At 67.6% G+C, this 13,318-nt stretch carries 11 protein-coding genes; 3 read left to right on the forward strand and 8 right to left on the reverse strand.

Features of this window, described 5'->3' with window-relative positions; genetic code table 11:
- Positions 1 to 114: 114 nt before the first annotated feature.
- Positions 115 to 1,011 carry a phosphodiesterase gene (locus tag ACZ6IE_RS09300; protein ID WP_464607708.1) on the reverse strand — a complete coding sequence of 299 codons (897 nt, stop codon included), beginning with the start codon at positions 1,009 to 1,011 and terminating at the stop codon, positions 115 to 117.
- A gap of 74 nt (positions 1,012 to 1,085) precedes the next feature.
- On the reverse strand, positions 1,086 to 2,576 hold the full coding sequence (locus ACZ6IE_RS09305) for an NCS2 family permease (RefSeq protein WP_083709331.1): 1,491 nt from the start codon (positions 2,574 to 2,576) through the stop codon (positions 1,086 to 1,088).
- 95 nt (positions 2,577 to 2,671) lie between these two features.
- Between ACZ6IE_RS09305 and ACZ6IE_RS09310 the strand changes: the two genes are divergently transcribed.
- Positions 2,672 to 3,946, forward strand: a complete 1,275-nt coding sequence (locus tag ACZ6IE_RS09310; protein WP_464607709.1) for a uracil-xanthine permease family protein — start codon at positions 2,672 to 2,674, stop codon at positions 3,944 to 3,946.
- 85 nt (positions 3,947 to 4,031) lie between these two features.
- On the opposite strand, the gene ACZ6IE_RS09315 is transcribed toward ACZ6IE_RS09310, so the two are convergent.
- The 3 genes from ACZ6IE_RS09315 to ACZ6IE_RS09325 all read right to left on the reverse strand — a co-directional run bounded on the left by ACZ6IE_RS09315 (position 4,032) and on the right by ACZ6IE_RS09325 (position 6,619).
- Complete coding sequence (locus tag ACZ6IE_RS09315; protein ID WP_079728401.1) at positions 4,032 to 4,364, reverse strand: peptidase; 333 nt, start codon at positions 4,362 to 4,364, stop codon at positions 4,032 to 4,034.
- Entirely contained in the window at positions 4,361 to 5,533 is a 1,173-nt protein-coding gene (locus tag ACZ6IE_RS09320; protein ID WP_464607710.1) for an anion permease, read from the reverse strand. The genes ACZ6IE_RS09315 and ACZ6IE_RS09320 overlap by 4 nt, the downstream gene beginning before the upstream one ends.
- A 246-nt stretch (positions 5,534 to 5,779) precedes the next feature.
- Positions 5,780 to 6,619, reverse strand: a complete 840-nt coding sequence (locus tag ACZ6IE_RS09325; protein ID WP_464607711.1) for an aldo/keto reductase — start codon at positions 6,617 to 6,619, stop codon at positions 5,780 to 5,782.
- 85 nt (positions 6,620 to 6,704) lie between these two features.
- Between ACZ6IE_RS09325 and ACZ6IE_RS09330 the strand changes: the two genes are divergently transcribed.
- Positions 6,705 to 8,840: a S9 family peptidase gene (locus tag ACZ6IE_RS09330; protein ID WP_464607712.1), complete on the forward strand. Its 2,136-nt coding sequence runs from the start codon at positions 6,705 to 6,707 to the stop codon at positions 8,838 to 8,840.
- 80 nt (positions 8,841 to 8,920) lie between these two features.
- Here the strand turns inward: ACZ6IE_RS09330 and ACZ6IE_RS09335 are convergent, their stop codons facing one another.
- On the reverse strand, positions 8,921 to 9,949 hold the full coding sequence (locus ACZ6IE_RS09335) for a 6-phosphofructokinase (protein WP_077052810.1): 1,029 nt from the start codon (positions 9,947 to 9,949) through the stop codon (positions 8,921 to 8,923).
- Between the two features lie 94 nt (positions 9,950 to 10,043).
- Between ACZ6IE_RS09335 and ACZ6IE_RS09340 the strand changes: the two genes are divergently transcribed.
- On the forward strand, positions 10,044 to 10,301 hold the full coding sequence (locus tag ACZ6IE_RS09340; RefSeq protein ID WP_077052809.1) for a mycoredoxin: 258 nt from the start codon (positions 10,044 to 10,046) through the stop codon (positions 10,299 to 10,301).
- Positions 10,302 to 10,397: 96 nt separating this feature from the next.
- On the opposite strand, the gene ACZ6IE_RS09345 is transcribed toward ACZ6IE_RS09340, so the two are convergent.
- Positions 10,398 to 10,934 carry a hypothetical protein gene (locus tag ACZ6IE_RS09345; RefSeq protein WP_464607713.1) on the reverse strand — a complete coding sequence of 179 codons (537 nt, stop codon included), beginning with the start codon at positions 10,932 to 10,934 and terminating at the stop codon, positions 10,398 to 10,400.
- Positions 10,934 to 13,186, reverse strand: a complete 2,253-nt coding sequence (locus ACZ6IE_RS09350) for a DEAD/DEAH box helicase (RefSeq protein ID WP_464607714.1) — start codon at positions 13,184 to 13,186, stop codon at positions 10,934 to 10,936. The genes ACZ6IE_RS09345 and ACZ6IE_RS09350 overlap by 1 nt, the downstream gene beginning before the upstream one ends.
- Between the last annotated feature and the right edge of the window lie 132 nt (positions 13,187 to 13,318).

Below are 13,318 nucleotides of genomic sequence, written 5' to 3' on the forward strand. Positions count from 1 at the left end.
AATCCGGCTCGTGACCGGATGCCTCCACCCTACTCCGGGGGTCGCGGCGCTGTCTCTGCCGGACTCTCACCTGTGGAGAAAAACGGCGTTCCGAGACCGGGGAGAGCGGCGGGCTCAGCGTTTGCGCGAGAAGGCCTCGAGGCGTTCGGCGGGCGTGAGGCGCGACATCCGCTCGACGAAATCGGCCGGGAACGTGTTCGAGGGCGGGTATTCCCCCACGGGCACCGTGGAGAACGTGATGCGGTCGTCGTAGACGTGCACGAGGCTGAACGACTGGCCGCCGTCGACGCCGCCCGGGTGGTCGAGCGGGCGCGTGAGGTTCATGGTGTAACAGGTGGCCGCAGCGACAGACACGGGGATGCCCGCGAACAACGAGTTCGTGCTGTAGTGCAGGTGCCCACCCAGGATGGCGCGCACATCGCTGCCCTGCAGGATGCTTTCGAGGCGGTGCTGCTCCTGCAGCTCGAGGATGTCGAAGAACGACAGCGGCGAGGGCACGGGCGGATGATGCAGCCCCACGATCGTGCCGTGCTCGGCGGGCTCGGACAAGACATCGGCCAACCACTCGAGCTGCTCATCGGCCAGGGCGCCGTGATGCCAGCCCGGCACCGAGGAGTCGAGGCCGACGAAGCGGAGGCCGTCGAGGTCGTAGACGACGTCGACGGGGGCGTCTGATTCGTCAGCGCCGAACAACCCGGCGCGGAACTCGGCCCGCTCGTCGTGGTTGCCCATGAGCCAGATCAGCTGCGCGCCGAGATCGGCCGCGACCGGTTCGACGAGCGCACGCAGGCGGGCGTAGGCATCCGGCTCACCCAGATCGGCCAGGTCACCCGTGAAGACGAGGGCTGAGGGCCGGATCTGCATGGCGCGGATCTGCTCGAGCGTCTGAGCGAGGTGCTGCTCGGTGTCGACCACCCCGTAGAGCGGCGCGTTGCCGCCCAGGAAGTGAGGATCGCTCAGGTGAACGATGGTCTGACGGGCTGGCGGGTACTGACCGAACTGGGCGCTCATGCATCCAGTGTACGAAGCCCCACCGACAGCACGGGGCCGTCGATGGGGCTTCGGACGAACAGAGCGGGCGGCGACTAGCCGATGAGCATCTCGATGGGGCCGCGCGCGAAGAAGATCGCGAAACCGGCCGCCACGACCCAGAGGAGCGGGCTGATCTCGCGGGCCTTGCCGCTGAACGCGCGCAGGATGACCCAGGAGATGAAGCCCGCGCCGATGCCGTTGGCGATCGAGTAGGTCAGCGGCATGACCGTGACCGTGAGGAACACGGGCAGGGCGGCCGAGAACTCGGTCCAGACGATGTCCTTGATCTGCGCCATCATGAGCGTTCCGACGATGACGAGCGCGGCGGCGGCGACCTCGGTCGGCACGACCTGCGTGAGCGGCGTAAAGAACATGGCCAGGATGAAGAGCAGACCCGTGACGACGTTGGCGAGACCCGTGCGGGCGCCCTCGCCGATGCCGGCACCGGATTCGATAAAGACCGTGTTGGACGACCCGGAGGTGGCACCACCCGCAACGGCGCCGATGCCCTCGACGATCAAAGCGGAACGCAGGCGCGGGAAGTTGCCGTCGGCGTCGGCCAGGTTCGCCTCGCGCGACAGACCCGTCATGGTGCCCATGGCGTCGAAGAAGTTGGTGAAGACGAGAGTGAAGACGAGCATGAGGGCGGCCAGGGCGCCGATGCGCTCGAAGCTGCCGAAGCTGACCTGGCCGATGAGGCTGAGGTCGGGCAGGCTCACGATCTGCGCGGGCAGGGCGGGCACGCTGAGGTTCCAGCCGGCCGGGTTCTCGCCGCCGTTCGAGGCGCCCACCTTGAAGATGAGCTCGGCGATGACCGCGATGATGGTCGACGCCACGATGCCGATGAGCAGCGCGCCCTTGACCTTGCGGGCCACGAGAATGCCCGTGATGAGGAGCGACACCACGAAGATCACGGTCGGGATGGTGGCCACCGAGCCCGCGATGCCGAGGCCGATGGGCGGGGATGCCGAACCCGTCGTGCGCACGAAGCCCGCGTCGACGAAGCCGATGAACGCGATGAAGAGGCCGATACCCACCGTGATGGCGATCTTGAGCTGCACGGGCACGGCGTTGAAGATGAGCCGGCGGAGGCCCGTGGCGGCCAGGAGCACGATGATGAGACCGTTGATGACGACGAGGCCCATGGCTTCGGGCCACGTGACCTGGCCGACGACGCTCACGGCCAGGAACGAGTTGATGCCGAGTCCGGCTGCGAACGCGAAGGGCAGGCGCGCGACGATGCCGAACAGGATCGTCATGACGCCGGCGGTGAGCGCCGTGACCGCGGCGACCTGCGGGAAGCCGAGGGCGTTGCCCGCGACATCCTGACCGCTCGACAGGATGATGGGGTTGAGGATGACGATGTAGGCCATCGCCACGAAGGTGACGACACCACCGCGGATCTCGGTGGCGATGTTCGACCCACGTTTCGTGATGTCGAAGAAGGTGTCGATCCGGCTGGGGGCTGAGCGCGTAGGGGTCGTACGCGTGGGAGTCGATGCCACCGAAGGCGTCCTCTCGGAGAATGTGCGGGAAGATTTCATCGTAATGCGCTAGGGACCGATACGGTAACGAGAGCAATTCTCGCCGGCAACGTCGCCGGACCCCACCCCCGCCCCGCGACGAAAGCTGGAAAACGATGGCGCTGCCCTGGAAACTGCACGGAGACGGTAAGAACGTCGGAGCGTTGGAGGTGGTTCAGCCGGGCGAACGCCTGAGCTGGCCGCGCACCATCGGGTTCGGCGCCCAGCACGTCGTCGCCATGTTCGGCGCGACGTTCCTCGTGCCCGTGCTCACGGGCTTCCCGCCCAGCGCGACCCTGTTCTTCTCGGGCGTCGGCACGCTGCTGTTCCTCCTCATCACGGGCAACCGCCTGCCGAGCTACCTGGGCTCGTCGTTCGCGTTCATCGCGCCCATCACCGTGGCCACGACCGCTCAGGGCATGGGCAGCGCGCTCTTCGGCATCTTCCTCGTGGGCCTTCTGCTCGCGATCGTCGGCCTCATCGTGCGCGTCACGGGCAGCGGCTGGATCGACGCGCTCATGCCCCCCGTCGTCTCGGGTGCCATCGTGGCGCTCATCGGCCTCAACCTCGCGCCAGCGGCCCTCGACAACTACAACAAGGGCCCCTTGACGGCGCTCATCACGCTGGCCGCCGTCATCCTCACGACCGTTCTCTTCCGAGGGATGCTCGGGCGACTGTCCATCTTCGTCGGCGTCGTCGTGGGCTACATCGCCGCCGCGTTCCAGGGCCAGCTCGACTTCACCAAGGTCGAACAGGCCGCCTGGCTCGGGCTCCCCACCTTCCAGATCATGGACAACCCGTTCCAGAACCCGGCGCTGTGGGCTGTCGTGCCGGCCTTCATCCCCGTCGTGCTCGTGCTCATCGCCGAGAACGTGGGACACATCCGCGGCGTCGCCCAGATGACCGACCCGAGCGTCAACAAGGTCACGGGGCGCGCGCTCTTCGCCGACGGCCTCGCCACACTGCTGGCCGGCTTCGGCGGCGGTTCGGGCACGACCACCTACGGCGAGAACATCGGCGTCATGGCCGCCACGCGCGTCTACTCGACGGCCGCCTACTGGGTGGCCGGCCTCTTCGCCATCCTGCTGAGCCTCTCGCCCAAGTTCGGAGAGCTCATCGCCACCGTGCCGGCTGGCGTGCTGGGCGGCGTCACCACGGCCCTCTACGGCCTGATCGGAATCATCGGCGTGAAGATCTGGCTCGACAACCGCGTGGACTTCTCGAAGCCCAAGAACCAGTTCACGGCCGCGACGGCACTCATCGTCGGCATCGCGAACTTCTCGTTCACGGCCGGTTCGCTCGTGTTCAACGGCATCGCGCTCGGCACCATCGCCGCCATCGTGATCTATCACGTCATGAACGCCATCGGTCGGGCGCGCGGCACCGACTGACACGCGCCACGAATGACGAAGAGCGGATGCCTCGGCATCCGCTCTTCTCGTTAAGCCAGTGTGCCTGGTGTCCGGCGCCGCCGGGCTACTGGTGGAAGTACGGGACGATCAGGTAGATGCCATAGAGAACGGCCGCGCCACACGCCGCAAAGCACAGGTAGGCGCCAAAGCGGGCCACGTTCTTCTGCGCGTCGGTGAGCGGGCTCTTGCGCGCCGCCTTGGCCGCACGCTTGGCCGCGTGCTGCGCCTCGGCCTCGGTGATGACCGTGATGGCGTCGGTGAACTCGGCGGGGCCGACGACGGGCACGCGGCCCGCACGCGTCAGCAACCGCAGGCCGAGCGAATACAGCCCCACCACGATGATCGTGGCGATGATGGCCGAGACGAAGACGATGAGGAACGCACCCCAGTCGATCATTTGCGCACCTTCTTGGGCTTGGGGTTCCGCTTGATCTTGACGGCCTGACCGGATGCCGCGACCTCGGAGACGGAGTGCGGGTCGACTTTGTCCTTGCGCGAGCGCAGGAAGATGCCGAGGATCACGCCGATGCCGATGACGGCGTCGATCGTGATGCCGATGGGGCCGAGGTGCGCGATGAGCGCCGCGAGCGCACCCACGATGCCCGCGGCGGGCAGGGTGAGCAACCAGCCGAGCGCGATGCGGCCGGCCGTGCCCCAGCGCACCTTCGAGCCGCGGCGCCCGAGACCCGAGCCGATGACCGAACCCGACGCGACCTGCGTGGTCGAGAGAGCGAAGCCGAGGTGGGAGGACGCCAGGATGGTGGCCGCCGTGCCTGTCTCGGCCGCGAAACCCTGGGCGGGCTTCACATCGGTGAGACCCGTTCCGAGCGTCTTGATGATGCGCCATCCGCCCATGTAGGTGCCGAGCGCGATGGCCAGGGCGCAGACGGCGATGACCCAGAACTCGGGGCCCGTGCCGGCGGCCTGGGCGCCGACCGTGATGAGCGTCAACGTGATGACACCCATGGTCTTCTGCGCGTCGTTGGTGCCGTGCGCCAGGGCGACGAGTGAGGACGTGAAGATCTGGCCGTAACGGAAGCCGTCTCGGCCGTCGGGTTTGCCGTCGTAGCGGCGCGTCATGGCGTAGGCCAGGCGCGTGGCCGTGAAGGCGATGAGGCCGGCCGTGACGGGCGCGATGAGGGCGGGCAGGATCACCTTCGACAGCAGCACGCCGTAGTCGATCGCCCCGAAGCTGAAGCCCACGATGGCGGCACCGATGAGGCCACCGAAGAGCGCATGCGACGAGGAGGACGGCAGACCGAAGAGCCAGGTCACCATGTTCCAGACGATGGCGCCGATGAGGCCGGCGAAGATGAGCTCTGGCGTGATCAACACGCCGCCGTCACCCTCTTTGATCAGGCCGCCGGAAATGGTCTTGGCCACCTCGGTGGAGAGGAAGGCTCCCACCAGATTGAGGATGGCGGCGAGACCCACCGCGACCTTGGGCTTCATGGCACCGGTGGCGATGGGCGTGGCCATCGCATTCGCGGTGTCGTGGAAACCGTTCGTGAAGTCGAAGAAGAGCGCGAACGCTACGACGAGTACAACAATGAGGGTGATGTCCACCGGCACGATTCTCTGGTTCGGGACGCCCCCGCCACACACCGTTCACCCAAAGTTCGGGGAGAATTCGTGCGGGTGAGGTTGCCAATTGGCGAGGCCGTATCGATACTTACACCCCGCGCGGCGGGCGTCAACTTTGACGAGGACTCCCGCGGGCATGACACTACCCGGGGCGGTACACGCGGCATATGCACCGATATGTGCGCCGACCCGGGCAGTTGCGGGATGGATCGCCTCCCGCTCGGTGGCCTACTGCTCTTCGTGCGTGTTCGGGTCACCCCCGAAGAGGCGTCCGTCCGCGCGTCCGAGAGCCGTGATGGCCGAGACCTCGTCGTCGGTCAGCTCGAAGCCGAAGATGTCGAGGTTCTCGCGCTGGCGCTCCGGCTTCGACGACTTCGGGATGGGCACGACACCGCGCTGCGTGTGCCAGCGCAACAGCACCTGGGCCGGACTCACACCGTGGGCCGCGGCGGCATCCTGCACCACCTGCTCCTCCCCCGGCGCCGAACCCTTGCCGAGCGGCGACCACGCCTCGGTGAGGATGTTGTGCTCGCGGTGGAAGGAGATGAGCTCCTCCTGCGGGAAGTACGGGTGCACCTCCATCTGGTTGACGGCGGGCACGACACCCGTCGCATCCACGATCTGGCCGATGTGCTCGGGCGTGAAGTTCGACACGCCGATCGAACGGGCGAGGCCGTCGTTCTGCAGGGTCACGAGCGCCTTCCAGGCATCCACGAACTTGCCGACCGACGGGTTTGGCCAGTGGATGATGTAGAGGTCGACGTATTCGACGCCGAGCAGCTTGCGCGACTCCTCGAACGAACGCAGCGCATCCTCGTAGGCGTGGTGGCGGCCCGGCAACTTCGTCGTGACCTGCACCTCTTCGCGCGGCAGACCCGATTGGCGGATGCCGCGCCCCACGGCATCCTCGTTGCGGTAGTTGACCGCGGTGTCGAGAAGACGGTAGCCGAACGAGAGGGCGCTGGCCACGGCATCCGCGCCCTCGTCGCCCTTCAGAGGGTAGGTTCCGAAGCCGATGGCCGGAAGCTGGTTGCCGTCGTTGAGTGCATGAACCGGAATAGTCGTCATGAAAACGACACTATGCCCGCTCGAGCGGAGCGCACAGCCCCTTGCGGGATCGGACGCGCACGCCCGAGCGGACTAGCCTTAACTCATGCCAGAACTGACGCCGCCCACCGCGGCCCGACGACCGAGCACCCGCGAACACCACGGCGACACCGTGATCGACCCCTACGAGTGGCTGCGCGACAAAGAAGACCCCGCCGTCATCGGCCACCTGCAGGCCGAGAACGCGTACACCGAGCAGCAGCTCGCGCACCTCGAGGGCCTGCGCGGGCGCATCTTCGACGAGATCAAGAACCGCACGCAGGAGACCGACCTGAGCGTTCCCGTGCGCGAGGGCTCGTGGTGGTACTACTCGCGCAGCGTCGAGGGGCAGCAGTACACGCTGAACTGCCGCGCTCCGCTCGACTCGCCGAACGACTGGACGCCGCCGCAGCTCGTCGCCGGCGAACCCGTGCCGGGCGAACAGATCTTGCTCGACGGCAACGTCGAATCGGCCGGCTCGGACTTCTTCTCGATCGGCTCCTACGATGTGTCGCTCGACGGGCGCTACCTCGCCTACGGCGTCGACACGTCGGGTGACGAGCGCTTCACGCTCAAGATCCGCGACCTCGAGACCGGCCAGAACCTGCCCGACGAGATTCCCAACACGTTCCACGGGGCGTCGTTCTCACCCGACGGGCGCTACGTGTTCTACACGACCGTCGACGACAGCTGGCGGCCCGACACCGTGTGGCGCCACCGGGTGGGTAGCGCGGCATCCGACGATGTGGCCGTTTTCACCGAACCCGACGAGAGTTTCTGGGTGGGCGCCGGCACGACCCGTTCGGGCAAATACATCGTGTTCGTGTCGTCGTCGAGCGTGACGAGCGAGTGGCACCTGCTCGACGCGGCCGACCCCGAGGGCGAAGCCACCGTCGTGTGGCCGCGGCGCGACGACGTCGAATACTCGGTCGAGCACGCCGTGATCGGGGGCGAAGACCACCTCCTCATCCTGCACAACGACGGAGCGCTGAACTTCGAGCTCGTGACGGTGTCGCCGTCGAACCCCGGAACCGGGCCGGCCGATGCGCGCGCCGTCCTCCCCCACCGCGACGATGTGCGCCTGGAAGACGTCGAGGCGTTCGAGAAGCACCTGCTGTTCGGCTACCGCCGCGACGGCCTCACGCGCCTGGCCGTGTGGCCGCTCGACGCCGACTCGTCGATCGACGACCTCGTGCCGCGCGAGCTGTCGTTCGACGAACCGCTGTTCTCGGTGGGCGCGTCCTCCAACCCCGAATGGTCGCAGCCGACCGTGCGCTACGGCTATGGCTCGCTCGTCACGCCCTCCACCGTCTTCGACTACGACGTGGTCACGGGAACGAGCGTGCTGCTGAAGCAGCAGCCCGTGCGCGGCGGCTACGACGCCTCCGACTACGAACAGAAACGCGAATGGGCCACGGCGGCCGACGGAACGCGTGTGCCGATCTCGCTCGTGTGGAAAAAGGGCGTGACGCTGCCCGCTCCGCTCGAACTCTACGGCTACGGCTCCTATGAGGCCAGCATGGACCCGTCGATGTCGGTCGCCCGGCTCTCGCTGCTCGACCGCGGCGTCGTCTTCGCCATCGCTCACGTGCGGGGCGGCGGCGAGATGGGCCGCACCTGGTACGAGAACGGCAAGACGCTCACGAAGAAGAACACGTTCACCGACTTCGTGGATGCCGCACACCACCTGATCGAGGCGGGCTACACCACGCCCGAGCGACTCGTCGCCGAGGGTGGCAGCGCGGGAGGCCTGCTCATGGGCGCCGTCGCGAACCTGGCGCCCGAGACCTTCGCGGGCATCCTGGCGGCCGTGCCCTTCGTCGACCCGCTGACGAGCATCCTCGACCCGTCGCTGCCCCTCACGGTCATCGAATGGGATGAATGGGGCAACCCGCTCGACGACGCCGATGTGTATGCCTATATGAAGTCCTACAGCCCGTACGAGAACGTGCGCGACGATGTGCAGTACCCGCGAATCTTGGCCGTGACGAGCATCAACGACACGCGCGTGCTCTACGTCGAGCCCGCGAAGTGGGTCGGGCGCCTGCGTGAGGTCGGGGCGCCCGTGCTGCTGAAAACCGAGATGAGTGCCGGGCACGGCGGCGTGAGCGGGCGGTACAACGCCTGGCACGAACGCGCCTACGAGCTCGCGTGGGTCCTCGACGTACTGGGGTTGGCCGACGAGACGAGCTCGGAGGCCTAAGAGCCGAACTGCACGAAACGGGCCCCGGATGACTCAGCGTCACGCTGAAGCATCCGGGGCCCGTTGTTTCGGCTAGCCGATCAGCCGAAGAGGATGGCGGCCTCGTCGTAGCGTGCAGCGGGAACCTTCTTCAACCCGCCGAGTGCGTCGGCGAACGGAACGTTGACGAGCTCGGTGCCGCGGAGGGCCACCATGGTGCCCCACTCGCCGTTCATGACCGAGTCGATGGCCGCCATGCCGAGGCGCGTCGACAGCACGCGGTCGTAGGCGCTCGGCACGCCGCCGCGCTGCAGGTGCCCGAGGACGGTCGAGCGCGATTCGATGCCCGTGCGCTCCTCGATGATGGGGGCGAGCACATCGCCGATGCCGCCGAGGCGGGGGCGGTTGAAGGCGTCGAGACCCTTCTCGGAGTGCGCCGATTCCATGGTGTCGAGCGTGAAGCCCTCTGACACGACGATGACGGGCGCGCGGCCGCGGTCGGCCACGCTCTTCGCCCAATCGCAGATCTGGTCGACCGACTGGGGGCGCTCGGGAATGAGGATGGCGTGGGCCCCGGCGGCCATGCCGGCGTGCAACGCGATCCAACCGACGTGGCGGCCCATGACCTCGACCACCATGCAGCGCTTGTGCGACTCGCCCGTGGTGCGCAGGCGGTCGATGGCCTCGGTGGCGATCTCGACGGCCGTGTCGAACCCGAACGAGTAGTCGGTGGCGTCGAGGTCGTTGTCGATGGTCTTCGGAACGCCCACGATCTTGAGGCCCTCGTCGGTGAGGCGCTTGGCCGCGGCCAGCGTGCCCTCGCCACCGATGGCGATGAGCGCGTCGATGCCGAGGCGATCGAGTGTGGCCTGCACGTTCTTCGGGCCGCCGTGCGGACCCTCGAACGGGTTGGTGCGGCTCGTGCCGAGCACCGTGCCGCCCTGCTTCGACAAACCACGCACGCTATGCCGGTCGAGCGGCATCGTCAGACCCTCGACGACCCCCCGCCAGCCGTCGCGGATGCCGACGAACTCCTGGTTGTAGATCTTCGTGCCCTTGAGCACGGCCCCGCGGATGACCGCGTTGAGTCCCGGACAATCTCCACCGCTGGTGAGCACACCAATTCTCATAAAGTTCTGTTCCTCTAGTGCTGGGGGAATGAAAGAGGCAGCGTCTGCGCTTCAACCAAGATAGCGCGCCCCAGCGTCTGAGAGGATCGACATCATGGATTACACCCCCGAAAACGGAACCATCACCATGTTCAGCACCTCGTGGTGCGGCTACTGCAACCGCCTGAAGCAGCAGCTGACGTCGGCCGGCATCGGCTACACCGAGGTCAACATCGAAGAGGTCCCCGGCACGGCCGAGATCGTCGAGAAGGCCAACGGCGGCAACCAGACCGTGCCCACCGTCATCTTCCCCGACGGCTCGACGGCCACGAACCCGTCCGTCATCGAGGTGAAGCAGCGCCTCGGCGTGTAGTTTCACCGGTGACGAGAAAGGGCCGATCGGTTATGCGATCGGCCCTTTCTCTGTGTTTGCGTCGTGTCGTGTGCGTCGCGCGCCGGATGCTCGCGCTCAGTCGTGTTCGGGGATGCGCTCGCCCCGGATGAAGATGCCCGCGAGCACGAGCAGCACGGCCGCAACCGGTTGCGCGATGATCCACGGCAGCCCCTCGCTCTGCGCGAACCAGTCCGCGTAGGGCAAGGGGTAGATCGGGTTCCACAACACGATGACGGGCACGAAGAGTGCGAGCCAGAACGGTTTGCCCGCCTGCACGGCGTATACGGCCATGATCGCGGCGAAGATGGCCACGACATAGAGGATGACGACGAACCACGTGTTGCCGATGAGGGCGACACCCGCGAACAGCGCGATGGCCGCCACGAGGGCGGGCGCGAGCGCCGGGCGCGTCGGAATCGGTTCGGGTGTGCGGCCGCGGCCACGGCCACGCGCGCCCGAGGAGGACGAGCTCCCGCCGGAGCCCGACCGCGAACCCGCGGCGGAACCCGAACGGAACGAGTCGCCCCGCGCAGCAGCCTCCCGTCCGCGCTGGAATGCGCTCTTCCGCTCGTCGCCGCCACCCGAGGCCGGGCGTGAGGTGCGCCCCGCCACTAGATGACCTCGAACGACGATCGCAACAGGTGGATGAGGGCGTTGAGCTGCACCGAATCGCTCGACGCGACATCTTGATCGCTGCCGTCGAGGGCGCGGGCCGCGAGACCCTGCTTCGAGTCGATGAGTTCGGCGATCTTGGTGTCGATCGTGTGCGCCGCGATGATGCGCCACGCCGTGACGGGTTCGCCCTGCCCGATGCGGTGCACGCGGTCGATGGCCTGCGTCTGTTCGGCTGCCGTCCAGCTGAGCTCGGCGAGCACGACGTTCGAGGCGGCCTGCAGGTTGAGGCCCACGCCGGCCGCGGTCAGCGAACACACCGCGACCTGCACGTCGGGGTCGCTGTTGAACGCGTCGATGGCGTTCTGGCGCACGGGCGTGGTCTGGTCGCCACGGATCGAGACGGTCTTGAGACCGCGCTCGGCGAAGACGCGCTCGGCCGTGTCCATGACGTCGATGTGCTTGGCGAAGAACACGACCTTGCCCACCGAACGAACGAGCTGAGCCGTGTAGTCGGCCGCGAGCCCGGCCTTGGCCTGACCGATCTTGCGCACCATGGTGAAGACGTTCTCGGCGCCGCCGGAACCCTTGGCCTCGTCGAGTTCGCCCTGCGCCACGAGGCGCATGATGTCTTCGTCGGGCTCGCCGAAGCGCGTGATGCGGTCGGGGCGGTCGGGCCGCGCCTCGATGATGCGGTCGTAGCGGGCGCGCAGGCGGTCGCCCAGCTCGCGCTCGGCCTGGCGGATGCTGCGACCCACCTCGTCGTCGAGTTCGACGGGCAGATCGGCCACGAGCTTGTCGGGCAGGTCTTTGGCCACGTCGGTCTTGCGCCGGCGCACGATACCCATGTCGATGACGGCCGTGCGGGCCGCGGGATAGAAGCCGTGGTCGGCGGGCGTGAGACCCGTCTCTTCGAGCCGCTCCATGAGTTCGGGCGAGGGGCGGTCGCCCTTGACCCAGCCGAGGAACTGCCAGATGGCGTTGAAGTCTTCGACGTCGTTGATGAGCGGCGTTCCCGTGAGCGCCAGCATGAGCGGGTCGCCGCCCGGTGTGTTGCTGCGGATGCGGTTGGCCAGGTTGAGCACGTGCTGCGAGCGCTGCGAGTGCAGGTTCTTGATGAAGTGCGCCTCGTCGACGACCATGCCGCGGAACCCGAGGGTGCCGAGCCAGGCGAGGTGCCGGTCGAGCACCTCGTAGTTGACGACGACGATGTCGGCGAAGGCATCCAGCGTGGCCCCGTCTCCGTGGATGACGGTGGCCCGGCGGTTGGGCGTCCACCGCTCGACCTCGCGCGCCCAGTTCATCTTGACGACGTTGGGCACGACGGCGAGCAGCGGGTAGGCGTCGGCGACCGAGGCTGCGAGGACCGATTGCGCGGTCTTTCCGAGGCCGGGTTCATCGGCCAGCAGGAAGCTGCGGTGGCCGAGGCGCACGCTTTCGACGAAACGCGCCTGGTGTTTCATGACCTCGCGGCCGGGGGGCGAGATGCGGTCGAGCTTGGGGGCCTCCGGCAGCTCCATCGACGCGACCGACCCACCCGACCCCATTTCGAAGGCCTTGTAGAGCGGGCCCATGAGTTCCCAGCCGTCGAGGCGACGACGCGGGGCCTCGGTGGGCTGCACCTTGCTGAAGTCGGGCGGCAGGAACGGGTTGGCGAGTTGGCGCGCCTTGACCGATTGCGGGATGACCTGGCGTTGCGCCAGCTCGGGCGGAACCACCTCGGCGGGCGCGGGCTTCGTGGTGGTGATGATGAGCTCGTCGGGGCTCAGCTCGGCACCCGATTCGAGCAACCAGTCGCGGCGCAGCTTCTGGGCGACGGGGGTGGTGGCGGCATCCGCCTCGAGCAGAGTGATGAGCGAGGTGTCGCGCGCGGCTGTCTTGGCGAGGATGGTGGCCACACCGTCGAGGCGCTTGAGCAGCTCGGTGCGGATGGCCGGGTCCATCTCCTGGTCGGCCTTGACCTTGGCGCGCTCTTCGCGCACCAGGAACGCGATGACCTGGAACTTGGTGCGGTTAGTGGGGCCGACCTTGCCCTTCTGCGCTTTGGCCTCGACCTCGCGCACCTTGCGGGCGAGGATCGGGATGATGGGCGCGGCGTCGTCGTGGCGGGACGACTGGCGGGAGCCCTGCCCGCGGCCCGAGCGGCCCGACGAACCGCCCCGGGTGGTGGCGCGGCCCGTTGAACGGCCCCCTGATGAACGGGAGCCGGCAGAACGGCCCCCCGATGATTGGCCGAAGCCGGAGTACGGCATGCTCCTCCTGAGCAGTCGAAGTACCGGCCGCGAGGCCGGTGGTCGATGGGTGCGGGCGGCGCGGGGATGATCGATCAACGCGAGAAGACTCGCGGCTCGGCATCACAAACGACGGGCGCACGATGAGTCTAC

It is taken from the genome of Okibacterium sp. AC114 (assembly GCF_979253355.1).